Genomic DNA, 23,601 nt, shown 5'->3' with positions numbered 1-23,601 from the left:
ATTCTTTCACTCGCTGTCAGAGACCTTCAGGCACGCTACCGCCCATCGCTTTTCCTTGTTTTCAGGAACCTAAGCGCATCCGGTCTGGTTTGGGGTTTGTGGTATTTTTTGCTGAACACCCGCTTCACCGATGCTCAGCAAAAAGAAAAGCGGACAGCCGAAACTGCCCGCTTGAATAACTTACGCGGTGGCGCGCTCATTCCATGAATCAGAATGAATGATGTTGCCGTCTTTGTAAGTCCAGGTGATCTTTTCGTAACGCAGTTCAATGCGCTCCAGGTGATTGTGTTTCTCGTAAGCAGGGTCTTTGATGTCATGCATAACCGGGTTTACCTTCACCACCTTCACGTTCTCAAGTTTGGTGTTGAAGTACTCCACTTCCTGGCCCGCATCATTGATTTTGTACCACTTAAATTCAGCTGACTGCAGCGTCTGGCCTGTGGTCACCGCCTTGTATAAATACGGGCTGGCGGAATCAATTTCTTTGGTGAACAAAAAAGGTGTGTGGATACGGGTGCCAGTCAGTTTCCCGGTGTTGTTATCAGTCGGGATATACAGGTTGTGCTCCTGCGCCACCACTTCAATGCTGCCTTCACGGTCCTGAACATCTACAGAACCTTTGATATCAGCACCGCCATCGTCTTTCAGCCAAAGATAAACAGGAATTGCCATTTGTTACTCCATTTCGTTTCGTGACACGCCACCATCCAGTGATGGCGCAGAGGATAAACCTGCTGCCAGACAGGCATTCGCCTGTGGAACCAGGTTGATTTCGACACGGCGGTTAAGCGCACGGCCTTCCGCTGTATCGTTAGTTGCGACGGGGCGACTTGCACCATGCCCCTGAACCGCAAAACAGTTTTCCGGTATTTCGCCGGTATCGCGCATCCAGTCACGCACCGACTCCGCCCGTTGCAGAGACAACGCCTGGTTGAGTGATGTGCTCCCGGTGTTATCTGTGTGCCCGGTTATGCGAATCAGCCACCCTGGCCGGGCTTTAACCCCCACCAGCGCATTCACCAGCACTTTCGTGGAACCGGGTTTCAGCTCAGACTTCCCGGCATCGAACAAAGACATACTATCGAGGTGAATAATATTGGGTTGGCTTGTTTCCGGAGGTGTGGGAACAACAGGTTCTACCGGTACAACGTAAGACTGGATGGCGGCCATAACCGGTGCGCGTAAATGCTCCCCACGGTACAACCCCAGGCTCAGGTGAAGTGGGCTACCATTACGAGCCCAGCTATTCAGTTGGGCTGCGTGCAGGCGCAGCTCATTTACCGCTTGCGCCTTCTGCCTGTTATCTGCCGGGCCAATATGGTGGTAATGCTGTAAATCGAAACTGATGCGTTGCAGTAATTGCTGGTTGTTCCAGGCACTGCTGGCTAAAGCCACGCCGATGCTCAGCGTGAACAGCACAAAACCGTTGCACAACATACGCTGACCGGGCGTTACGCCTTCCCCCTCAGGCAGCAGCGGTAAAATAAAATCGGGTAACAGTGGCATCACTGTGCTGTCAGCCCCGGCAGGATGCCAGCCAGCGACGTCATTCAATGCTGTATGCCGGTGTAACCATTCGGCCCAGACTGAACGGGGTAAACTTCCCGCCAGAACCGGGCTTATTCCCCAAACCACTGCTGTGGGTTTAATGGGTGGCATATCCGGTTTTGTATCTATAAATACGGCGTGAACATAACGGTTGAACCAGTTTGCCAGGCTATTCATCAACACCGGGGGCTCAACAGACTGGGGATTCTGCGTATTAAGCCAGCCAGCAACTGTTTCCGGCACAGATGAACTATGCCAGACACGGATACGCCCCTCCGATGTTGCAGATTGCCAGTGCATATCTTTCACCATTGCGGTGCCCACCAGACTACTGAGCAATAGCGGCACAGCCTGCCCGGTTATACGGTGCAACTGGCTTATTTGCCAACGCAAAGCGAGCAACTGGCTGGTGAGCGTTTCCAGGTCACCATGTTGTTGTGGGCAAACGCAGACCATTACCGAAAGCTGGCGACCCCAGCCGGGGCGTTGAGACAACAGTTCGCGGGTAACTGCCGCCAGGTCATGCGGAGTTTCCACTCTTATCCAGCAACCCTGGCTCACAGTGAGAACCGGTGAGGCCTCTGGCCAGTTGCCTGGCAAATCACCGCAAACCAATACAACAGGCTGGCGGTATGCCACTCCGGGCAAGTCAGTAAACCAGGCAATAGCGCCTGGGTTTCCCCGGCGGTTTGCCATGCCCACCCATACAGCGGCACTTCCCCAAATAACAACCACCGCCAATACAGCAGAAAAACGCGAGACAGGCAGGAACCCGAGACAGAGCACACTGCTTAACAGTGCGGCCCATAACACCAGCAGTCGCTGTTGTGTGGGTGTCATTGAACCACCTCAGGCAACCGTGTTGCCAGAACCTGGTCCAGCCACAGATCCAGACCCAACCACAGTACAACCAGCATAAACACAGCCAGGCCAATACGTGCAGGCCAGGAGGAAAAACAACGCATTACCCCCACATCATCGAACCTTTCGTTCAGAACGGGTTGCACTGTTGTACAGGTGATGCCGCCAACTTTGTCATTAAGCGCATTGACCAGTTTGTTACGTTCCGGATCATCCAGTGAACGATAACTGCCCAAAAAACCTAACATCAAAACCCGGTGGAAACAGACCAAAACCGCCAGGTCTGGCGCAGGCTCACGCAACACTGCGCGCATGCGGTCGCAAAGGGTATCCCCCGCATTCATCGTGCCCAGGAAATGCCCTTCAAGAGGAATGCTGTACCACTGCGCACAGGCATCATCCTGAACACCACGACTTTTAACCGTTTCATCCAATAGTGCGCATTGTGCAGTGAGGATGTGCTGGCAGCTCACTTCATCCAGTTGTGTTGCTTTCAGCGCCTGTTGCGCCCCGGTAATGTTCTCGACACAGCGCTCCCACAATATCGCCCCTTCGCCGGACTTAAATTCAGGGCTGTGGCGTAAGCTGATAACCTGCAGCCAGGTACTATGCAAAAGTGAATCAATATCAACAGGTTTAGTAATTTCGAATGTTTGCTCACTCATGTTCTCAGTACCGCGTAAAGTTCAAGTTCAGGTTCGCCCAGCATGCCCGGGGTGTAGAACATGCAACTGCCGCTTTCCAGCATTTCTTTTGCCGCCGGATGAGACAAATCAAGGGAGAAGTACTGGTTTTCCAGGCGCAACGGGATAGCTGCCGGGACATGGTGCAAAGGCTTGAGTGGGATACCCTGACGAGACGCGTTCACCAGGCTGGTGACAAAGTCCGGGCTACCCACACGGCATTGCAGAGGAAATTGCTCCTGCAACCGCGCTGCAGGTATGGGTGAGCGTACCGAAAGGTAGTAGTCGGCCCCATCACGCAACCGGGGGTCATGCAGCCGCGCCGACCACAGCCGCAGGCGTGTGTCACACGTCAGTTCAATCGACACAACCCGTGATGGCAGGCTGGCTTCTAATAAATCACTCAACAAATTAAATAATGGTGGGAAGACATCGTTCAGTGCCTCATGGCGGTAGTGAGGAATAGCGGTAATCTGATGCTCCAGGGAAAATGTCAGCAAACTACCGGCAAGCCGGGCAAGCTCGGGATACAGACGTTCCACGGGTGATTGTGGGTGGTGCTGAAATTGCCCGAGTACCGGTTCAGCGCTGTTAAGGGCATTCAGTAACCAGAACAAAGACACATCTGCGACAGCAAAGTCTGCCATACGCTCATTGCTTTCACGCCTCATGGCCATCAACCGTGCAAGCCGCGCACGTAGTTGGGTCATCAGTTGTTCCAGGTGAACCACCAGCCATGAGCTACTGCGCACACTGAGTAACGGTGGAAGGAATGTCTCGTCCACACGCCATACTCCCTGTGAATCCTGAATCAGGCGAGCCACAGGGCAGGTAAGGAAATCACCATTCTTCTGGTGAGCAAAACGCAGGCTAAGTTCTGGCTGGAGTATGGCAATCTGGCGGTCATCATCCCCAAAGAGATTACGCACGTCATGCCAGGACTGGCGAAAGCGGACTGGGTGAGCGGCGACTTCTTCGGGTTTCAGGCAATTGCCACCATTGGCACGCATCCGGGGTAATGCGAGAAGCACTGTCGTTTCATGGGTTTCGCCAGCCAGGGGCAACGCGGGTGGCAATGCCTCCGCGTTGTTGGTATCAATCAATGTGCCGTCCTGGAAACGGACATGTAAGTGGCGGGCCTGGAGATGACCCAGTTTCAATGCATCAGCTTCAAACGAAACCTCAACCACTCCCCACGGATGGTTGAGCCCCATTCTGGCAATGCATTCGGCAGACCAGGCTGCATACGCAGCCTGTTGTTGGAAATGCTGGGGCGAAAGCATAATCCCTCGCCCCCATAACGGTTGTTCCGTTTTCATCGGCTTCCTGCCTTGTTAAGATTTCGCCTTTGGCATTCGGGAAACCAGCGACAGGTTGACATCCATGCCTTCGACCTGGAAATGGGGCACCGCGTACAGTTTCACACTGAAGAAACCCGGGTTATCACTGATATCTTCCACAACCACTTTCGCATCACGCAGTGGATGAGAAGCCTGCAATTCATCACCCGGATCAGTCATTTCTGTTACCAGCCCACTCACCCAGGTATTCAGTTCCAGTTCCAGTAAACGGCGATCTTTCGTGGTACCGATGTTTTCGCGTTGAATCAGCTTCAGGTAATGCGCAATACGCGACAGCAAGAATATGTAGGGTAACCGCGAATTAATGCGGCTATTCGCTGTTGCATCAGCCGTATCATACAGTGCGGGTTTTTGGGTGGAGTTTGCCGAAAAGAAACACGCATAATCGCGGTTTTTGTAATAGGAAAGCGGAATAAAACCGAGGTTGGCAAATTCGAACTCGCGGGTTTCAGGGATCATCACCTCAGAAGGGATCTTCACCTGGTTGCCCGTTCCCAGATCATACAAATGGATTGGCAGATCCTGCACTGCACCACCCGCCTGCGGGCCGCGAATTTGTACACACCAGCCATTATTGATAAAGCTGCGCACCATATTGGCAGCAAAGGCAAATGATGCATTGGTCCACAAATACTTGTCGTGATCCGGCCCTTTTACTTCTTCAACATAGTTAAAGCTACGTACCGGTACTGTGTCCGGGCCATAAGGCAGGCGTCCAAGTACTCGTGGCATCACCAGGCCAAGGTAACGGGAATCGTCCGTTTCACGAAAAGATTTCCATTTGATGTACTCCGCACGGTCAAAGTAGTTACCAATATCTTTAATGGCCGCGACTTCTTCCATTGAGTCTTTCAGAAAAAATGCCGGGCCTGCCGAGCCAATAAAAGGCATATGCGCTGCCGCAGACACTTTTGAGATATTGCGCAACAGTGCAACGTCCTGAGCCGATGCATCAAATTCATACGCAGAAATGAGTGCCGCTATCGGCTCGCCACCCGGTGTATCGTATTCAGCAACATATGTCTGCAAATACAGGCCGCTCTGAATAATTTCTGGTGCATCTTCAAAATCCTGGCGCAGGTCGTCTTTGGATAAATCCAGGAGTTCAATTTTGACGTTCTGGCGGAAGTCTGTTTTATCCACCAGCGATTTAACGCCACGCCACAAGGATTCCACTGACTGGAAGCTTTCATGGTGCATCACCGCATCCAGTTGGCGGCTGATTTGCCAGTCCAGTTCCGCTATATGGTGATCAATCAGGTGTTTATCCAGTTTTTCCACACGGGCTCCCGCTTTACTCAGGCACTCGAGGAAAACCTGCATGCCAGCAGTCAGGCGTTCATCGGCCGTAGCGTCAGACATCGCCTGTGCATCCTGCCAGATATCCAGCGCGCTAAGTTCTGAAACCGGGTTAAGATTAATTTTCTCAAACAACGAGGTATACACACTGCCCATTTCAGGGCGTTCCAGTACCACACTATCCCCAGTGGTTGCGCTTTCAGTATTTACAGCCATCAGCATTCCTTATTTAGTCCGTTAAAATTGTTACTGGTGTTATGCCTGTTTTGGCGCAAGCGCAGACAACTCATTACGCAGCTCAGCGCTCAGGGAAGGGTCAAGCAGGATTTTTTCCAGTTCCTTACGAAAAGACTGGTTATCCAGCAGATTTGCTTTCAGATCCCGGAGCAGGTTACGCATAGCCAGCATCGCTTTGAGTTGAGGGATTTGCCGTGCAACCTGTTCGGGAGAAAAATCATTCATATCACGGAATGTCAGGCTGACATTTTCTTCACTGCCGTCACCAGCAAGCGTATTCTCTACAGCCATGCTCACAGAGGGTGAATAGTCAGCAAGCACACTATTAAAGTTATTTTTATTAATGTTGATTTTATTCCGCTCAGATAATGCCAGTGTCTCCTTGCCGTTACTAAAATCACCAGCAACTAATAACTTTAAAGGCAATTCTGTTTTCTTCTGCGCCCCTCCTGTGTGCAAATCCAGTTTTAAGTTAATGCGGGCTTTAGGTATTTCCCTTTGGAAGCTGTCGCTCATATCCCCTCTCTCATTAGTGAATGTTTTATTGGTGTCATCCGGACTTCCGCCCGCACATACAATAATAGACAGATGAAAATATTCAAATACGTTAATTTGATTAAATAAATTATGAAGACAGTGCATTGCGTATTTAAACCTGAATAAGATAACAACTCCCTACATCCTTTACTGGGTGAAAATAACACATAACAATCATTATATAGAATAAAAACCCAAATAAAAGTAATAAATCAGAATAAAACAACAAAAAACAACCAATTATCAATTTAAAAACGCTGTAAACAGAGACCAAAAGGTAGGAAATACAGAGTAGTAATGGAGATAAAAACGAAGAAATACTCCTGCTTATCAATAAAAATATATGCATTATATAAAAGCAAAAAGAGAAGAATTAATAAAATCAATAGATAAAACCTTTTTATAAAGGAAAAGATACCAATTTCCTTGTATAAATCTCCTGCCAATAAATAACAACAATCAGTAACAAGGTAAAAAAAACGCTACTCATACAGCAATCTGATTCAGAAAATCAAAGAAAGAGATAATGGCTAAAATAAAAAGAGACAGCCGAAAAAAAATTATTTCAGGAAACATTCACCGCCATTCAGAAACATTAAAATATAGTCATATAAAAGGATTTTCTTTGTCCCCACCTACATTTATTATGCAACCAGACTGCTACAGGAATAAAAAAGGCCACCCTGCAATAAGCTAAGACGGCCTTGTTATCTTTATTAGTATGAGTCAGTGAGTCTCTTGTTCCAGATACCTTGCCAGTTGCTCAAAGTAACGCTCTTGCTCAACCCAGGCACGGTGCGCTTCTTCATGAGTGCACTGCATAAAATGCAGTGGTTCGCCAAGGCGTAACTGCGCCAGATGATATCTGTCTGCTTCAATCACACAGGCAATGCGTGGGTAGCCCCCCGTGGTTTGCGCGTCAGCCATCAATACGATGGGCTGCCCATTTGGCGGCACCTGAACCACTCCCGGAACCAACCCGTGGGACAGCAACTCATGGTCAGATTCGCGCTCCAGGCTGTTTCCCACCAGACGGTACCCCATGCGGTTACTTTGTGCCGAGAGTTGCCAGCCGTTACGCCAGAAATCCTGCCGGGCTGATGGGGTAAAATCCATATATTCAGGACCAGGTAATGCCCGTACCCGATTATTCCACAGCAACTGTTTAACCCCTCGTGAGCGCGTGACAATGCGTTCTGGCTCACCTGCCAGCAGGTTGTCTCCATCACGAACTAATCGCCCTTCCAGCCCACCAAAACCGCCTTTAAGATCTGTACTTTTTGAGCCCATAACCTCTGGAACCACAACCCCACCGCTGACGGCAAGGTAACTGCGCATCCCATGGCGAGGCTGGCGCAAACGGAGTTGATCCCCCGGCTTCACCGGAAAACACCAGCCCGTCCACAAGGGTTTTCCTGCAAGTGTTGCCTCACAGCCGGCACCAGTCAGTGCTACCCAGCCAGTTGACGTAAATTCAGCCACAAAATTGCCCAGAGTCACCTCCAGGCCTGCGGCAAATTGATCATTGCCGACCAGTAAGTTGGCTGTACGTAATGCGGGGAGGTCCAGTGCGCCACAGAGGCTAACTCCCAATTGGCGGAAACCAGAACGGCCAGCATCCTGAACGGAGGTATGTATCCCGGCATGATGTATTTTCAGCATACTCCCTCCTTTTGCGGAACAAAACGCACGCGGTCACCCGGCCTCAGTAACGCAGGAGGCTCACTATGTGGGTCAAAGAGTACAAGGGATGTTCGGCCAATCAGGTTCCAGCCGCCCGGGGTTTCCAGAGGATATATCCCGGTGTGTTGACCACCAATTCCTACCGTGCCAGCAGGCACATTCAGCCGCGGCTCAGCTCTTCTCGGGGTTGCCAGTTCGTGAGGCAACTCACCAAGGTAAGCAAACCCCGGCTGAAACCCCATAAAATACACCACATATTCCACACTACTGTGGCGTTCAACGACTTGTGCGGGAGTCATGCCACAATGCCGGGCCACTTCGCCGAGATCTGGCCCATGTTGCCCACCATACACGACCGGGAAATCCACGCGCCGGGATTGTGGCGTCCAGGCTTCACTCTCTTCCCACCAGCGTTGTAACCGTTCAATAGCATCCAGCGCATTGCTATTGGCAACACGGAGAATCACCGTGATATTGTTCATGCCCGCTATTGCTTCCAGTACCTCTGGCATTCCCTGCAGGCGCTGCATCAGCCCCCATATGCGCTGCTGGCTTTCCAGGCTTACTGGTGGTTCCAGAGATAAAACTACGCAATTCTCACCCAGTAAATAACACCGTGCTCGCTGCACTCCCGCCTCCTGTGGTACTGCTGACCCATGTTTCACAGAGAACTCATGCCGGGTTGTCTATATCCACAAACATCACATCCAGCCCATACTGCGCAGCTAACCATTCACCCAATGCTTTTATCCCATATCGTTCAGTAGCATGGTGGCCTGCGGCAAAAAAGTGGATACCCTGTTCGCGGGCCGAGTGAATCGTCTGTTCAGACACTTCACCTGTAATAAACGCATCTACACCAAACTGGGCTGCACTATCAATGAAGCTTTGCCCACCGCCGGTACACCAGGCGACACGCGTAATTTTTTCCGGGCCATTGTCACCACACCATAACGGTTTACGGCCTAAACGCGCCTCCAGCCAGGACGCGTACTCGGCCCCTGAAACCGGGATTGCCACTTCACCCCAGGGCACCAGCGGTTCAATCACACCTTTTACAGTAATCCCCAGCAGTTGAGCTAACTGGCTGTTATTTCCCAGCTCTTCATGAGCATCAAGGGGTAAATGCCAGCCATAGAGATTAATGTCATTAACCAGCAAGGTTTTCAATCGCTTCTGCTTCATACCACGAATAACGGGCGATTCACCTTTCCAGAAATAACCATGATGAACAATCACCGCATCCGCTCCCAGCCTTACAGCTTCGTCGAGTAACGCCTGACTTGCGGTAACGCCTGTGACAATCTTTTGCACTTCTGGCTGGCCTTCAACCTGTAATCCATTAGGGGCATAGTCATTAAAAGTTGCAGCATTCAACTTTTCGTTAATAACTTGTTCCAGTTCAATATTATTCATTGTTCATCCTTCATTTTTTCTCTTGCGGCTTCCCAGGCAGCCAGCGTATGCAAACGTGCCGTTTTATGGTCCACAACCGGACGGGGATAATCAAGAGTAACCCCTTGCTTATCTGCCCATTTCCACGGGTTATGAATGGCGCTGGCAGGAACCAGACTGAGTTCCGGCAGCCACTGGCGAATGAAATTCCCCTGAACATCAAAACGGGTACTTTGGGTTTCAGGGTTAAAAATACGAAAATAGGGTGCAGCATCGGTTCCCGTAGAGGCTGCCCATTGCCAGCCACCGTTATTGGCAGCAAAATCACCATCCAGAAGTTGCTCCATAAACCAGCGCTCACCCTCCCGCCAGTCAATCAGCAAGTCTTTGGTGAGGAAGCTGGCGGTAATCATCCGTAACCGGTTATGCATCCAGCCAGTACTGTTTAACTGCCTCATTGCGGCATCCACAATGGGGTAGCCAGTCTTTCCCTGCTGCCACGCACCAAGCAAAGCTTTATCATGTGACCAGGCGACGTTATCCGTCCAGCCAATGAAGGGCCGGTGTCGGCACAACGCAGGCCAGGCAACCAGCAAGTGGCGATAGAACTCACGCCAGATAAGCTCATTCAGCCATACTGCTGCTCCCTCTTCGTGTTCCATGACATGAGGATGCTCCGCCAGCAGTCGCCGGAAACACTGACGTGGTGACAATGCACCAGTCGCCAGCCAGGGGGAAAGCATGCTGGTTCCATCCTGTGCCGGGAAATCGCGCTGTTGCTGGTAATTCTGAACCCTCTGTTGGCAGAACATACGCAGCTTTTGTAATGCCGCTTTTTCTCCAGGGGGAAATTGGGTTGTATCTACTGGTTGCAGTGGGTAATCAAATTCAACTGGAGTGTCATCACTGATTGCCGGACCGCGAGCATGAGGAGCAGGAGCACACTGAGGCATTATTTCGCGCAAGCGGCGCAAGAATGCCTTGCTGAATGGCGTGAAGACACGAAACATTTCATTATTGCCTGTCAACACACTCCCCGGTGGTAATAAAACGCTGTCATCAAACCCCTGACAAGTGACTTTACCTGCCAGTTGCTGTTCCAGTTGTGCATCGCGGCGCCTTTCATTCAGTTCATATTGATAGTTATAAAACAGATGCGATACCTGGTGTGCTTCACAAAATTCCACCAGTGTGCCAACTGAATCAGTAAAGTCAGCCGCATTGAGGCAATAAAGTGGGATCCCTTTTTCGCCCAGGGAACGGCGCAGTAAAACCACCTGCTCACGAATAAACCATGCCTGGCGGGCAGCCATACTGTGTCTGCGCCATTGCTCAGGGGTGGCAATAAACAGGGCAATAACCTTAGCATCATCTTCGTTGCACGCAGCAGCCAAAGCCAGATTATCGGTAATGCGTAAGTCCTGACGAAACCAGACTAAATGGACAGTTTGTTGAGTAGACATCATGCTGACACTCTGCCCCCAACAACCGTAAAGAACAGGCATGACCGTAAGTGCCGCTTAATCTCAGGGTACAAGGCTGGCACAAACCATAAGTGAAAATTTAACCGGAAATGTCTGCCCGGGGCTGAGCCTTTTTTTTCTCGCATATCCACTCCTTATCACTTTTACCTGTAAGTTTAGCCAGGTATTTTGGCACTGGGAATGGATAAAAAAATGCCACGGAGAAAAACACCATGGCAGGGAATGTTCGAAGAATAGTGAAATGCGGTGGCATAAAACTCAGTAAAAGTCACCCGCCGCTGACTCTGCATGGGCCAGCCATACAGGTTTGTCGCTGGTTTTCATCCATATGCGGTGCAGATAACTATAAAAACGTGCACGGTCTTTCCAGAACAACATAACCGGCAATGCTAATGTACCAATGATAATGACACCGGCCCTGCGCAGGAGAATGCGGTGCAGAGGCCAGGATTGGTATAGCGACATAATGTTCTCCCCCCTTTTGGACCAGCTCAATGTGCTGGTAAGCATAAATAAGTTCTCTGCTGTAAATCATATCGGGAATGATGAAACTTTACCACTCATCCGACCACATAAATGGTCATTTTTTCACCTCAGGTGCAGAATGCCTGTAATTTAGTTACAAGATTGTTAATTTAATACTAAACATTAGTTATTTCACGGTTATGTTTTTATATTTTTTTTACACCCTGACGGCTTTTTTTTGCGAAATTTTTCCAGCCCTTTGCTTACCGTAACCCCCAGATAACCTCATAACTGGAGTAAACGTGATGAGTCTTTCCCTGGTCGCTGGCATAGTGCTGGTTTTTCTGCTACTCGGCTATCTGGTCTACGCCTTATTACATGCGGAGAAATTCTGATGGGTAATGCGATTTTGCTCACCATCAGCTATCTGCTGGTGTTGATATTACTTGCCCGCCCACTGGGGCATGGCCTGCGTTACCTGATTGAAGGTAACCTGCCACGCTGGATGCAACGCCCGGAACAAGGTATCTGGTTTATTACCGGAATACCGCGAAATGAGATGGGCTGGCGTGAATATTTAACAGCCATTCTGATGTTTAATCTGACAGGGATTGTGCTGTTATTTACGCTGCTGATATTACAAAACCACTTGCCACTCAACCCACAGCATATAGCTGGAATGACATGGGATCTGGCACTCAATACCGCTATTAGTTTTGTGACCAACACCAACTGGCAGGCATACAGCGGTGAAACATCGCTGAGTTATTTCAGCCAAATGGCGGGATTAGGTGTGCAAAACTTTTTATCCGCAGCCACTGGCATCGCGGTTGCGTTCGCACTGATCCGCGGCCTCACCCGCAAGAGTGCTCAAACACTGGGAAATGCCTGGGTTGATATCACCCGAATTACACTGTGGGTACTACTGCCAATAGCGCTGATAATGGCGCTTTTCTTTATTCAACAAGGCGTACTGCAAAATTTTGCGCCAGCACAACCCTTTACCACGCTTGAAGGGCTACATCACCTGTTGCCAGGGGGGCCAGTGGCTTCTCAGGAAGCGATCAAAATGCTGGGTACAAACGGTGGTGGGTTCTTCAATGCCAACTCAGCTCACCCTTTCGAAAACCCTACAGCACTGACTAATTTCATACAAATGCTGGCTATTTTTTTACTGCCCACCGCACTGTGCTTTGCATTTGGTGAAGTCGCGCGCGATAACCGCCAGGGCCAGACATTGTTATGGGCAATGGGAATTATTTTTGTCTTGTGCGCAGCTGTTGTTATGTGGGCCGAAACACAAGGGAACCCACACCTTGCCGCACTTGGTGCAAACAGCACCGCCAATATGGAAGGCAAAGAAAGTCGTTTTGGCATTTTGGCTACCAGCCTGTTTGCCGTGATTACAACCGCGGCCTCCTGCGGTGCAGTTAATGGCATGCACGACTCATTCACTGCACTGGGCGGCATGATTCCCATGTGGCTAATCCAGTTGGGGGAAGTGGTTTTTGGCGGTGTCGGCTCAGGCCTGTACGGCATGATCTTGTTTGTGATCCTCGCCGTTTTCATTGCCGGTTTAATGATTGGGCGCACACCAGAATACTTAGGCAAACGTATTACTCTTGCCGAAATGAAGTGGACAGCACTGGCTATTCTGGTCACGCCTGCACTGGTCTTACTGGGTACAGCACTGGCAACCCTGACACCTTTCGGCCGCGAGGCCATTCTGAATCCAGGCGCACACGGTTTCAGCGAGGTGCTGTATGCCCTGTCTTCCGCCGCAAATAACAATGGCAGCGCCTTCGCCGGGTTAAATGCCAACACGCCATTCTGGAACCTGCTACTGGCGTTTTGCATGTTCATTGGCCGTTTTGCCGTCATTGCCGCCGTCATGGGCATAGCCGGTTCTCTGGCCAGTAAACCGGCTCAAACACCACAAAACGGCACACTCCCCACCAGCGGCCCGCTGTTTGTCGGGCTGCTTATTGGCACTGTCATTCTGGTCGGTGCCCTTACGTTTGTTCCTGCACTGGCACTGGGTCCAGTGGTGGACAGCTTAAACCAATTGACCCATTAACGGAGCGCATATGACACGTAAAACACAGGCTCTGTTCGACCCAACACTGGGCCGCCAGGCAATCATTGATGCCATATTTAAACTTAACCCTGCGAGGTTATGGTACAACCCGGTGATGTTTGTCGTATGGGCCGGAAGTGTCCTGACGACATTATTGGGCCTGGCCATGCTAACAAAAATCACTCACGGAGAGGCCGGTTTTACTCTTGCTATCAGTGCATGGCTGTGGATAACCCTGCTGTTCGCTAATTTTGCGGAAGCCCTGGCTGAAGGCAGGAGTAAAGCCCAGGCCAGCGCCCTCAGAGGTGTCAAAAAGACCAGTCTGGCAAAACGCCTGTCTGAACCACATTATGGCAGCCTTCCAGAAACTGTACCGGCAGAGACCCTGCGCAAAGGCGATATCGTACTGGTTGAAGCGGGTGACATTATTCCGTGTGATGGCGAAGTCGTGGAAGGTGGTGCATCGGTAGATGAAAGCGCCATCACCGGTGAGTCAGCGCCGGTTATTCGTGAATCCGGTGGGGATTTCGCCTCAGTCACGGGTGGTACACGTATCCTGTCTGACTGGCTGGTTATTCGCTGCAGCGTCAACCCTGGCGAAACATTTCTCGACCGAATGATAGCCATGGTTGAAAACGCCAGTCGCCAGAAAACCCCAAATGAGATAGCTCTTTCTGTGCTGCTCTCAGCGCTGACCATTATTTTTCTGCTGGCGACTGCCACACTCTGGCCTTTTACCGCCTGGCTGGGTCATGCCGTCAGTATTCCGGTATTGGTAGCACTGCTGGTTTGCCTGATTCCCACCACCATAGGCGGATTATTATCAGCGATTGGTGTGGCAGGCATGAGCCGTATGCTCAGCGCCAACGTCATTGCCACCAGCGGTCGGGCGGTTGAAGCCGCAGGCGATGTCGATGTTTTGCTACTGGATAAAACCGGTACGATAACATTGGGTAATCGCCAGGCGGCCCGTTTTATGCCCGCGCCCGGGATTGACGAAAAGCGCCTGGCCGATGCCGCTCAACTGGCATCGCTGGCCGATGAAACGCCGGAAGGCCGCAGTATCGTGGTATTAGCGAAAAAACGCTTTAATTTACGTGAACGGGATGTCAGCCAGCTTAACGCAACATTTGTGCCGTTCACCGCTCAAACCCGCATGAGCGGTATTAATCTGGAAAACCGCATTATCCGCAAAGGCTCAGTAGACGCTGTTCGCCGTCATATTGAAGCTAATAAAGGCCGTTTCCCGTCACAAATAGATAAGCAAGTTGAAGAAGTCGCAAGGTCAGGCGGTACCCCACTGGTAGTCTCAGAAGGCGCTCAGGTATTGGGTGTTATTGAGTTGAAGGATATTGTGAAAGGCGGTATCAAGACCCGTTTTGCTCAATTGCGCCAGATGGGAATTAAAACCGTGATGATAACGGGTGATAACCGGCTGACCGCTGCGGCAATCGCCGCTGAAGCGGGCGTGGACGATTTTCTGGCGGAAGCAACCCCCGAGGCTAAACTGGCCCTGATTCGCCAGTATCAGTCAGAAGGGCGGCTGGTTGCGATGACAGGCGACGGAACAAACGATGCCCCGGCGCTGGCTCAGGCCGATGTTGCAGTGGCAATGAATACCGGAACCCAGGCAGCAAAAGAAGCGGGCAACATGGTTGACCTTGATTCCAGCCCAACCAAACTGATAGAAGTTGTGCATATTGGTAAACAAATGCTGATGACCCGGGGATCACTGACCACCTTCAGTATTTCCAATGATGTCGCAAAATATTTTGCCATTATTCCGGCCGCGTTCGCGGCGAACTGGCCACAATTGAACGCGCTGAACATCATGCACCTCCACTCGCCCAATTCAGCCATTCTCAGTGCGGTTATCTTCAATGCGTTAATTATTGTTTTCCTTATCCCACTGGCCTTACGCGGCACGCATTATAAGCCCCTTGGCGCATCTGCCATGTTACGCCGGAATTTACTGATTTATGGGCTGGGCGGGTTAATCGTACCCTTTATTGGTATCAAACTTATCGACCTGCTGCTCAGTGCCACAGGCTTGTTTTGAGGTGAATATGTCTCCGTTGCGTTCTGCTATTTCGCTGTTACTTGTTCTGACTGTACTGACTGGTGGTGTCTACCCCTTCATCACCACAGTGCTTGGGCAATGGTGGTTTCCATGGCAAGCCATGGGCTCTCGTGTTGAAATACAGGGACAAGTTCGTGGCTCTGCGCTGATAGGGCAGGAATTTACTCAGGCCGGGTATTTTCACGGCCGGCCTTCTGCTACCGCAGAGTTCCCTTATAACCCGATGGCTTCCGGCGGTAGTAATCTTTCTGTCGGTAACCCACTGTTAACACAAGAGTTAACCAGGCGAGCACAGTCACTCCGGCACAATAACCCACAAGCCACTGGCCCCATTCCCGTCGCTTTACTTACTGCGTCGGGCAGCGGCCTTGACGGGCAACTTCCTCCCGAGGCTGCTTTGTGGCAAATTCCACGTATTGCTGCCGCGCGCCATATTCCGAAGAGTGTGTTAACTACTCTGGTCGAACAGGCAACGCACTACCCAGTACCCGGTTTCATTGGTGAACCCGTTGTGAATGTGTTATCGCTGAATCAGGCTCTGGACAGTTACCGGCAGTCAAACTAATTAAGGAATATCCATGCACCAGGAACCACTACGCCCTGACCCGGACCGTTTAATTGCGCAAGTTAATCTCCCGGAGCGGGGTAAACTACGCATTTTTTTCGGCGCCTGTGCTGGCGTGGGTAAAACATGGGCCATGTTGCAGGAAGCACGCCGGTTGTACGAACAAGGGCTGGATGTGGTTGTTGGTGTTGTTGAAACCCACGGGCGCGAAGAAACCGCCAGGCTAACAGAAGGCCTGGTTTTTCTGCCTCCCAGGCGGCATGGGCACCGAGGGCGGGTACTGGAAGAATTCGACCTGGACGGTGCCCTGGCACGCCACCCGGCTCTGGTTCTGGTTGATGAACTCGCCCACAGTAATGCACCAGGCTCACGCCACCCGCGGCGCTGGCAGGATGTCGAGGAATTACTGGATGCCGGTATTGATGTTTTTACCACACTCAATGTACAGCACCTGGAAAGCCTGAATGACATAGTTGGTGCCGTAACTGGCGTTCAGGTAAGAGAAACCGTCCCCGACCCTATTTTTGATAATGCCAGTGATGTCGTTTTGGTTGATCTGCCGGCAGAAGATTTACGCCAGCGGTTACGTGAGGGCAAAGTCTATATCCCAGGCCAGGCAGAGCGCGCCATTGAGCATTTCTTCCGTACCGGGAATCTTATCGCGCTCAGGGAACTGGCATTACGGCGCACAGCCGACCGGGTCGATGGGCAAATGCAGGACTGGCGGGGAATCCAACAGCCAGGCAAAGTCTGGCACACCCGTGATGCCATTTTACTGTGTATTGGCGCCCGTAGTGGCAATGAAAAACTGGTACGTACCGCCGCCAGAATGGCAGCAAGGATGGGGTGTTCCTGGCATGCGGTGTATGTCGAAACCCCCCGTTTACACCGGTTGAATGAATCCAGGCGGCGGGCCATTCTCTCTGCACTGAGCCTGGCACAAGAATTAGGCGCAACTACAGCGACGTTGTCTGCCCCTCAGGAAATCAATGCCATTGTACGCTATGCCCGTGAACATAATCTGGGCAAGGTTATCACTGGCCGCCGCCAGGGGAAACGCTACTGGCCTGCACGTTCCTTTGCCGACAAACTGGCGCAACATGGGCCTGACCTCGACTTAATTGTCGTCGCTATGGATGACCGCCCTGACCCGACCGGCAATATGCCCGACACGCGCCGTTTTTTTGAAAAATGGCGAGTACAGCTACTGGGATGTGCTGTCGCGGCATTATTTTGTTTTGTGATAACGCTCTTTGCCAGCCTGTGGTTACTGGGCCTGGATACCGCCAATATGGTAATGATCTACCTGTTTGGAGTTGTCGTTGTCGCATTGTTATACGGGCGTGGCCCTTCGGTGTTCGCCACAGTAATCAATGTTGCCTGCTTTGACCTGTTTTTCATTGAGCCCCGTGGGACCTTCGCTGTCTCTGATGTCCAGTACCTGCTCACTTTCGCTGTAATGATGGCTGTCGGGTTATTAATTGGCACCCTGACCGCAGGTGCCCGTTACCAGGCACGCGTGGCCCGCCACCGGGAGCAGCGCACACATCATCTGTATGAAATTTCACGCGCCCTCGCCGTCACCCGAAACACTCAAGAGATAGCGCTCACCAGCCAGCAGTTTATCCGCCAAAGTTTCCAGGCCGATGCGCAATTATTACTCCCTGACAACCAGGGGCAACTGCGGCCAGTGAGTGATCAAGGCACACCAGTGTGGTGGGATGACGCGATTGCGCGCTGGAGCTTTGATAACGGGCACCCTGCTGGCGCGGGCACCGACACACTGCCAGGCGTACTCTGGCAGATTCACCCTCTGCGCACACAAGGGAAAACGCTGGGGCTGATGGTTATCATGCCCGATAATTTGCGCCAGCTAATGATACCCGAACAGAAGCGATTGCTCGAAACAGCACTGCTGTTGGTCACCTCAGCACTGGATCACCTGAATCTGATGGTCAGTGAAGAACAGGCACGGGTTGCCGGGGAACGGGAACGCATTCGTAATACGCTGCTGGCAGCACTCTCCCACGATTTGCGCACGCCGTTAACTGTGTTGTTCGGCCAGGCGGAAATTTTAACCCTCGACCTGGCTTCTGAAGGCTCACAACATGCTCCGCAGGCAAATGAAATTCGCCAGCAAGTGCTTAATACCACTCGTCTGGTGAATAACCTGCTGGACATGGCACGGATCCAGTCCGGTGGGTTTAATTTGCACCGGGCCTGGATCCCAGTGGAAGAGTTAATTGGTGGTGCTCTCCAGCAACTGGATCCGATAACGGGGGGGCGTGAAATCCATCTCAACCTGCCCGACCCCTTACTGTTAATTCATGTGGACGGAACATTGTTTGAACGTGTACTGATTAATCTGCTGGAAAATGCTGTGAAATACGCAGGCAATCAGGCACAGGTTGGGATTACTGTTCGCAGTGATGAATCCATCATTGACCTGGAGGTTTGGGATACCGGCCCCGGTATTCCTCCCGGCCAGGAGACCACAATTTTTGAAAAATTTGCCCGCGGCACCAAAGAATCCGCCATCCCAGGTGTCGGGCTTGGCCTGGCAATTTGTCAGGCAATTGTTGATGTCCATGACGGTGAGATTTATGCTGAGAACCGTACTGAGGGCGGTGCCAGTTTTCATATCCGCCTGCCCCACCTTACCCCTCCGGGGCTTGATGAAACTGACGAGGTGATGTGACTACTATTGTTGTTGTCGAAGATGAACAGGCAATTCGTCGTTTTCTACGCAATGCGCTGGAAGATGAAAATGTACGCATTTTTGAAGCAGACACATTACAGCGCGGGCTCATTGAAACAGCGACACGAAAGCCTGACCTGGTTATTCTCGATCTGGGTCTGCCTGATGGCGACGGGCTGGATTTTATTCGCGATGTACGCCAGTGGAGCCAGATTCCCATTATTGTGCTTTCGGCTCGCAGTGATGAGCAGGATAAAATCGCCGCACTGGATGCCGGAGCAGATGACTACCTGAGTAAGCCCTTTGGCATTGGGGAACTCCAGGCTCGTTTGCGTGTGGCCCTGCGCCGCACTTCTGGCAATGAGGAGGAGAACAGCCTGTACACCTTTGGTGACATTCAGGTTGATCTCGCAGCCCGGCGTATTTGCCGTAATGAAGCCGATATTCACCTGACACCCATTGAATTTCGTTTGCTGGCTGTACTGCTGCGCCATCATGGCAAAGTGCTGACTCAACGCCAGTTACTCAACCAGGTGTGGGGGCCAAACGCTGTCGAGCACAGCCACTACCTGCGCATTTATATGGGGCATCTGCGCCAGAAACTGGAGACTGACCCCGCACGCCCGCGCCATCTGTTAACTGAAACCGGTATTGGTTACCGTTTTATGCTGAATTAACGCAGCTTGCATCAGACTTAAAGAGCGCCACTGGCGCTCTTTAAGTCTGATGACAAACCTCATGTCCGCACAGAACAAGAGGGTGCTACCCAATAAAAACCAGGAAAATCAATTCATTGATTTTCGGCTGCTAACTAAAAAGAAGGAAAAAATCACGCTTTTTCCTTCTTTTTCATCAATCTGAGCGCCGCTGGCGCTCTTTTTGACTTATTCAGGAAAGAGAAACTGGCAGTTTCTCTTTCTGACTGACATTATTTAGCACTGCTCAGTACCGCACTCACAATTTCCACCGCTTCTGTTTCTATCTGTTTACGGTGCTCCGCACCCAGGAAACTTTCACAGTAAATTTTATAAGCGTCTTCCGTACCTGACGGACGCGCGGCAAACCAGCCGTTTTTAGTCATGACTTTCAGGCCACCAATTGCAGCACCATTGCCAGGCGCTGTCGTCACACGGGCAGTGATTTCATCCCCGGCAAGTGTACTGGCACTAACCATTTCCGGTGACAAACGGGATAACGCAGCTTTTTGCGCAGAAGTGGCAGACGCCTGCAGGCGGTTATAGCTTGGCGCACCAAAACGCGCAGCCAGCTCATCATAATGTTGTTGCGGGTTTTTCCCCGTCACTGCTGTAATTTCCGCAGCCAGCAGGCACATGATGATTCCGTCTTTATCAGTTGACCATGGCGTACCATCGAAACGCAGGAACGACGCTCCGGCGCTCTCTTCCCCACCAAAACCAAAACTGCCATCAAACAAACCGTCAACAAACCATTTAAACCCAACCGGCACTTCCACCAACTTACGGCCAAGGGCATCCACAACCCGGTCAATCATGGCTGAAGAAACCAGGGTTTTACCCACAGCGACATCACTACCCCATTGCGGACGATGCTGGAATAAATAATTAATGGCGACAGCAAGGTAATGGTTTGGATTCATCAACCCAACTGGGGTAACAATACCGTGACGGTCATAATCCGGGTCATTCGCAAATGCCAGATCAAATTTATCACGCAGTGCCAGCAGACCGGCCATGGCGCATTCAGAAGAGCAGTCCATGCGGATCACGCCGTCTTTATCCAGGTGCATAAAGCGGAACGTTTGATCAACCTGATCATTAACCAGAGTCAGATTCAGTTTGTAATGCTCAGCAATACGTTTCCAGTATTCAATGCCGGAACCACCCAGTGGATCCACTCCCAGTTTCAGGCCTGCTTTTTGAATAGCGGCCATATCAATGATATCGGCCAGGCCTTCAATGTACGCCTGAACAAGATCAACTTCCTGGACATGCCCACTTGCCAGCGCTTCATCCAGAGCCACGCGCTTAATACCCGCAAGGCCTGTTGCTAATAACGCATTGGCACGTTCTTCAATGAGTTTTGTTACACCGGTGTCTGCCGGGCCACCATTAGGTGGGTTATATTTGATACCACCATCTTCTGGTGGGTTATGCGATGGCGTAATCACAATACCATCAGCCAGCGGGCCACCTTGCTTGTTATGAACCAGAATCGCGTTGGAAACAGCAGGCGTCGGAGTGAAACCGTTATCCTGCTGAACAATGACATCCACACCGTTGGCGGCCAGCACTTCCAGAACAGAAATAAATGCTGGTTCAGAAAGCGCATGCGTATCTTTACCGACATAACACGGCCCGGTAATACCGTTCTGGGCACGGTTTTCTGCAATCGCCTGGGCGATGGCAAGAATATGGCTTTCATTGAAACTATGGCGACCGGCACTACCCCGGTGGCCTGACGTACCAAACTTCACCGCGTGCTCTGGATTACCTGACACAGGTTTCAGTACATAATACTGAGCGGTCAGTTGAGCGACATTAATCAAATCACTCTGCTGCGCAGGTTGCCCTGCTCGAGGATGGTTAGCCATTGCTGGTCCTTTTTGTCACAAGCGTTAAATAGTGCCGCAAACCTTTTCAATCAATTCTGCCGGGAACTGCATCGACTGCATAATATGCTCGACCATGCTACGTTTGCGGCCCGTATTGGTATTCGTGATAACCCAATAAGGGGTATCGGGAACTTGCTTAGGTTTAGTCTGATTACCATTCTTCAATAAGGTTTGCTCATTAACCGCAAAATACACCCGGGTGCGCCCATGTAAAGACTCCGTTGCCTGAGCAAATGTGGAAGAATCCAGAGAGTAGAGCGTTGAAAGCACCAGCATGAAGCGGTTAACCGCTTTCTTTTGCTCCGCATATTCATCTGACAGCAGTAATTCACGCATTGCCCGTACTTTATCTTTCGGTTTTTCTGGCGCTTTTTCAATACGTGAAACAGGAACACTGCTGTTCGTTGAAATTGTAGAAGAGGACAGCGCAACAGGTTGCTGACCAGAAGAGAGTTTCAGCATACGCCGCAAAATGTCTGACGCGCTTTCACCAATATGCAGTGTGTGGCTCGCAATGTAGCGATACAGCTCGTCATCAACTTCAATCGTTTTCATTTTAATCCAGTTACATATCTTTTCTGAATACAAATCATTGGGATTATAGAGTCAAAACCCAATGGCGAATAGCATCAACCCGGGATGGTGTCAAAAGTCAGAATTAACTGTAACCCTTGCAGCCGGATGGCAGAATAGCCAACATAATACTCTATTCCTGAGACAGCGAAAAAAAGAAGTTTTCTATGAAATTACACGCTCGCCTGCAATCTGCTCAACAAATGACTAACAATCCACCGATTGTGCTTATCCATGGATTATTCGGTACGCTGGACAATTTGGGGGTTCTGGCAAGAGACCTTGTGAAGGACCACGACGTACTGCAAATAGACTTACGCAACCATGGCTTGTCTGCACGCAGCGACACCATGACCTGGCCTGCTATGGCTCAGGATGTACTGGATACGCTGGACGAACAGCATATAGACCGGGCGATTTTCATCGGCCATTCAATGGGCGGCAAAACCGCAATGGCGGTGACACAACAAGCACCAAACCGGGTTGAAAAACTGGTCGCTATTGATATAGCCCCGGTCGATTATCATGTTCGCCGCCATGACACTATTTTTGCCGCTATAGACGCCGTCAATGCAGCCGGTGTCACTACCCGGCAAGATGCAGCAACCGTGATGCGTAACATTATCGATGAGGAAGGTGTTATTCAGTTTTTGCTGAAATCCTTTGTTAATGGTGAGTGGCGTTTTAATGTCCCGGTACTCAAAGCGCAATACAGCAATATTGTCGGCTGGGAAACCGTCGCGCCATGGCCGCACCCGGCACTCTTTATCAGCGGCGGGCAGTCACCTTATATTCAGGAACAGTATCGTGAAACACTGCTGGCTCAATTTCCTTGTGCCAAAGCCTGGGTAGTTGCAGGTGCCGGTCATTGGGTTCATGCGGAAAAACCCGATGCAGTCATCCGCGCGATTCGCCGTTTTCTTAACCCCGCAGACCAAAACTGATTAAAAAGCCGCCGACTGGCTGGCAAATGTGGCTTTCGCGTTGGCGCGTCATGTTGCCTGATGTATCATGGCGCGCTGTAATGCGCCCGAGCACGTTGCTCAAGCCACCTGTTTTCCTCACTATTCTAATCATGGCAAAAGAACAAACGGACCGTACGACATTAGATCTGTTCGCGGATGAACGCCGTCCGGGTCGCCCGAAAACAAATCCACTGTCACGTCACGAACAATTGCGTATTAATAAACGCAACCAGCTTAAACGCGATAAGGTTCGTGGGCTTAAGCGTGTGGAATTAAAATTGAATGCCGATGCGGTAGATGCGCTGAATGAGCTGGCGCAGGTGCGTAACATGAGCCGAAGCGAACTTATTGAAGAGATGTTGATGGCTCAGTTAGATAACACAAAACCCGGTCATATATAATCCACGCATTCCCGGCCAGTTTTTCCTTTTCATGTAGCAGCGTGTGCACCCGGTAGTGATAGCTGTTTCCGCATGGGAAGCTGTTCTGCTATCATT

Annotated in this window: 21 protein-coding genes; 8 read left to right on the top strand and 13 right to left on the bottom strand. The window is 50.9% G+C overall.

Features of this window, described 5'->3' with window-relative positions; genetic code table 11:
- Positions 1 to 180 precede the first annotated feature (180 nt).
- From hcp to A9B99_RS17495, 11 genes are all read right to left on the bottom strand, one after another.
- On the bottom strand, positions 181 to 672 hold the full coding sequence (gene hcp, locus A9B99_RS17545; protein WP_064599715.1) for a type VI secretion system effector Hcp: 492 nt from the start codon (positions 670 to 672) through the stop codon (positions 181 to 183).
- A 3-nt stretch (positions 673 to 675) separates the two neighbouring features.
- Positions 676 to 2,388 (bottom strand): OmpA family protein, encoded by a 1,713-nt coding sequence (locus tag A9B99_RS17540; RefSeq protein WP_064599713.1) that lies wholly within the window; start codon positions 2,386 to 2,388, stop codon positions 676 to 678.
- Positions 2,385 to 3,074, bottom strand: coding sequence for a type VI secretion system protein TssL, short form (gene tssL, locus A9B99_RS17535; RefSeq protein ID WP_064599711.1), 690 nt, complete (start codon positions 3,072 to 3,074; stop codon positions 2,385 to 2,387). The genes A9B99_RS17540 and tssL overlap by 4 nt, the downstream gene beginning before the upstream one ends.
- Entirely contained in the window at positions 3,071 to 4,411 is a 1,341-nt protein-coding gene (gene tssK, locus A9B99_RS17530) for a type VI secretion system baseplate subunit TssK (RefSeq protein ID WP_064599709.1), read from the bottom strand. The genes tssL and tssK overlap by 4 nt, the downstream gene beginning before the upstream one ends.
- Positions 4,412 to 4,426: 15 nt before the next feature.
- Positions 4,427 to 5,974: a type VI secretion system contractile sheath large subunit gene (gene tssC, locus A9B99_RS17525; RefSeq protein WP_064599707.1), complete on the bottom strand. Its 1,548-nt coding sequence runs from the start codon at positions 5,972 to 5,974 to the stop codon at positions 4,427 to 4,429.
- Between the two features lie 33 nt (positions 5,975 to 6,007).
- The gene (tssB, locus tag A9B99_RS17520; RefSeq protein ID WP_064599783.1) at positions 6,008 to 6,505 is read right to left on the bottom strand and encodes a type VI secretion system contractile sheath small subunit; all 498 of its coding nucleotides are present in this window, start codon (positions 6,503 to 6,505) and stop codon (positions 6,008 to 6,010) included.
- A gap of 747 nt (positions 6,506 to 7,252) precedes the next feature.
- Positions 7,253 to 8,188 (bottom strand): 5-oxoprolinase subunit PxpC, encoded by a 936-nt coding sequence (gene pxpC / locus A9B99_RS17515; RefSeq protein ID WP_064599706.1) that lies wholly within the window; start codon positions 8,186 to 8,188, stop codon positions 7,253 to 7,255.
- Positions 8,182 to 8,838 carry a 5-oxoprolinase subunit PxpB gene (gene pxpB / locus A9B99_RS17510; RefSeq protein ID WP_064599704.1) on the bottom strand — a complete coding sequence of 219 codons (657 nt, stop codon included), beginning with the start codon at positions 8,836 to 8,838 and terminating at the stop codon, positions 8,182 to 8,184. Before pxpB ends, pxpC begins: the two co-directional genes overlap by 7 nt.
- 43 nt (positions 8,839 to 8,881) lie before the next feature.
- Positions 8,882 to 9,625, bottom strand: a complete 744-nt coding sequence (locus A9B99_RS17505; protein WP_064599702.1) for a type 2 GTP cyclohydrolase I — start codon at positions 9,623 to 9,625, stop codon at positions 8,882 to 8,884.
- Positions 9,622 to 11,070: a deoxyribodipyrimidine photo-lyase gene (phrB, locus tag A9B99_RS17500; protein WP_231889208.1), complete on the bottom strand. Its 1,449-nt coding sequence runs from the start codon at positions 11,068 to 11,070 to the stop codon at positions 9,622 to 9,624. Before phrB ends, A9B99_RS17505 begins: the two co-directional genes overlap by 4 nt.
- Before the next feature lie 276 nt (positions 11,071 to 11,346).
- A complete protein-coding gene (locus tag A9B99_RS17495) occupies positions 11,347 to 11,553 on the bottom strand; it encodes a YbfA family protein (protein ID WP_064599699.1) in 207 nt (68 codons plus the stop codon).
- 305 nt (positions 11,554 to 11,858) lie between these two features.
- On the opposite strand from A9B99_RS17495, the gene kdpF reads away from it, so the two are divergent.
- From kdpF to kdpE, 6 genes are read left to right on the top strand one after another with little or no spacing between them, the layout of a single operon-like run.
- The gene (gene kdpF, locus A9B99_RS23650; protein ID WP_064599697.1) at positions 11,859 to 11,948 is read left to right on the top strand and encodes a K(+)-transporting ATPase subunit F; all 90 of its coding nucleotides are present in this window, start codon (positions 11,859 to 11,861) and stop codon (positions 11,946 to 11,948) included.
- Positions 11,948 to 13,630 carry a potassium-transporting ATPase subunit KdpA gene (gene kdpA, locus A9B99_RS17485; protein WP_064599695.1) on the top strand — a complete coding sequence of 561 codons (1,683 nt, stop codon included), beginning with the start codon at positions 11,948 to 11,950 and terminating at the stop codon, positions 13,628 to 13,630. The genes kdpF and kdpA overlap by 1 nt, the downstream gene beginning before the upstream one ends.
- Before the next feature lie 10 nt (positions 13,631 to 13,640).
- Positions 13,641 to 15,689 (top strand): potassium-transporting ATPase subunit KdpB, encoded by a 2,049-nt coding sequence (kdpB, locus tag A9B99_RS17480; RefSeq protein ID WP_064599694.1) that lies wholly within the window; start codon positions 13,641 to 13,643, stop codon positions 15,687 to 15,689.
- Between the two features lie 7 nt (positions 15,690 to 15,696).
- Positions 15,697 to 16,275 (top strand): potassium-transporting ATPase subunit KdpC, encoded by a 579-nt coding sequence (gene kdpC / locus A9B99_RS17475; RefSeq protein WP_064599780.1) that lies wholly within the window; start codon positions 15,697 to 15,699, stop codon positions 16,273 to 16,275.
- 13 nt (positions 16,276 to 16,288) lie between these two features.
- Positions 16,289 to 18,973, top strand: a complete 2,685-nt coding sequence (gene kdpD / locus A9B99_RS17470) for a two-component system sensor histidine kinase KdpD (protein WP_064599692.1) — start codon at positions 16,289 to 16,291, stop codon at positions 18,971 to 18,973.
- Positions 18,970 to 19,650, top strand: a complete 681-nt coding sequence (gene kdpE / locus A9B99_RS17465; RefSeq protein WP_064599690.1) for a two-component system response regulator KdpE — start codon at positions 18,970 to 18,972, stop codon at positions 19,648 to 19,650. Before kdpD ends, kdpE begins: the two co-directional genes overlap by 4 nt.
- 251 nt (positions 19,651 to 19,901) lie before the next feature.
- On the opposite strand, the gene pgm is transcribed toward kdpE, so the two are convergent.
- Complete coding sequence (gene pgm / locus A9B99_RS17460) at positions 19,902 to 21,545, bottom strand: phosphoglucomutase (alpha-D-glucose-1,6-bisphosphate-dependent) (protein ID WP_064599688.1); 1,644 nt, start codon at positions 21,543 to 21,545, stop codon at positions 19,902 to 19,904.
- 24 nt (positions 21,546 to 21,569) lie between these two features.
- Complete coding sequence (gene seqA / locus A9B99_RS17455) at positions 21,570 to 22,121, bottom strand: replication initiation negative regulator SeqA (RefSeq protein WP_064599686.1); 552 nt, start codon at positions 22,119 to 22,121, stop codon at positions 21,570 to 21,572.
- 185 nt (positions 22,122 to 22,306) lie between these two features.
- Between seqA and ybfF the strand changes: the two genes are divergently transcribed.
- Complete coding sequence (gene ybfF, locus A9B99_RS17450; RefSeq protein ID WP_064599684.1) at positions 22,307 to 23,083, top strand: esterase; 777 nt, start codon at positions 22,307 to 22,309, stop codon at positions 23,081 to 23,083.
- A gap of 131 nt (positions 23,084 to 23,214) precedes the next feature.
- Positions 23,215 to 23,505, top strand: a complete 291-nt coding sequence (gene ybfE / locus A9B99_RS17445) for a LexA regulated protein (RefSeq protein WP_036110697.1) — start codon at positions 23,215 to 23,217, stop codon at positions 23,503 to 23,505.
- Positions 23,506 to 23,601: the final 96 nt, after the last annotated feature.

This window comes from Mangrovibacter phragmitis (assembly GCF_001655675.1).
GTDB lineage: Bacteria > Pseudomonadota > Gammaproteobacteria > Enterobacterales > Enterobacteriaceae > Mangrovibacter > Mangrovibacter phragmitis.
Note: the sequence above shows the minus strand (reverse complement) of the source record. Positions and strands in the feature narration are given on the sequence as shown.

What these genes read in the sequence shown, in the direction of transcription:
- hcp (WP_064599715.1), bottom strand. Translation starts at nt 672, where the DNA reads ATGGCAATTCCTGTTTATCTTTGGCTGAAAGACGATGGCGGTGCTGAT.
- A9B99_RS17540 (WP_064599713.1), bottom strand. Translation starts at nt 2,388, where the DNA reads ATGACACCCACACAACAGCGACTGCTGGTGTTATGGGCCGCACTGTTA.
- tssL (WP_064599711.1), bottom strand. Translation starts at nt 3,074, where the DNA reads ATGAGTGAGCAAACATTCGAAATTACTAAACCTGTTGATATTGATTCA.
- tssK (WP_064599709.1), bottom strand. Translation starts at nt 4,411, where the DNA reads ATGAAAACGGAACAACCGTTATGGGGGCGAGGGATTATGCTTTCGCCC.
- tssC (WP_064599707.1), bottom strand. Translation starts at nt 5,974, where the DNA reads ATGCTGATGGCTGTAAATACTGAAAGCGCAACCACTGGGGATAGTGTG.
- tssB (WP_064599783.1), bottom strand. Translation starts at nt 6,505, where the DNA reads ATGAGCGACAGCTTCCAAAGGGAAATACCTAAAGCCCGCATTAACTTA.
- pxpC (WP_064599706.1), bottom strand. Translation starts at nt 8,188, where the DNA reads ATGCTGAAAATACATCATGCCGGGATACATACCTCCGTTCAGGATGCT.
- A9B99_RS17505 (WP_064599702.1), bottom strand. Translation starts at nt 9,625, where the DNA reads ATGAATAATATTGAACTGGAACAAGTTATTAACGAAAAGTTGAATGCT.
- phrB (WP_231889208.1), bottom strand. Translation starts at nt 11,070, where the DNA reads ATGATGTCTACTCAACAAACTGTCCATTTAGTCTGGTTTCGTCAGGAC.
- A9B99_RS17495 (WP_064599699.1), bottom strand. Translation starts at nt 11,553, where the DNA reads ATGTCGCTATACCAATCCTGGCCTCTGCACCGCATTCTCCTGCGCAGG.
- kdpF (WP_064599697.1), top strand. Translation starts at nt 11,859, where the DNA reads ATGAGTCTTTCCCTGGTCGCTGGCATAGTGCTGGTTTTTCTGCTACTC.
- kdpA (WP_064599695.1), top strand. Translation starts at nt 11,948, where the DNA reads ATGGGTAATGCGATTTTGCTCACCATCAGCTATCTGCTGGTGTTGATA.
- kdpB (WP_064599694.1), top strand. Translation starts at nt 13,641, where the DNA reads ATGACACGTAAAACACAGGCTCTGTTCGACCCAACACTGGGCCGCCAG.
- kdpC (WP_064599780.1), top strand. Translation starts at nt 15,697, where the DNA reads ATGTCTCCGTTGCGTTCTGCTATTTCGCTGTTACTTGTTCTGACTGTA.
- kdpD (WP_064599692.1), top strand. Translation starts at nt 16,289, where the DNA reads ATGCACCAGGAACCACTACGCCCTGACCCGGACCGTTTAATTGCGCAA.
- pgm (WP_064599688.1), bottom strand. Translation starts at nt 21,545, where the DNA reads ATGGCTAACCATCCTCGAGCAGGGCAACCTGCGCAGCAGAGTGATTTG.
- seqA (WP_064599686.1), bottom strand. Translation starts at nt 22,121, where the DNA reads ATGAAAACGATTGAAGTTGATGACGAGCTGTATCGCTACATTGCGAGC.
- ybfF (WP_064599684.1), top strand. Translation starts at nt 22,307, where the DNA reads ATGAAATTACACGCTCGCCTGCAATCTGCTCAACAAATGACTAACAAT.
- ybfE (WP_036110697.1), top strand. Translation starts at nt 23,215, where the DNA reads ATGGCAAAAGAACAAACGGACCGTACGACATTAGATCTGTTCGCGGAT.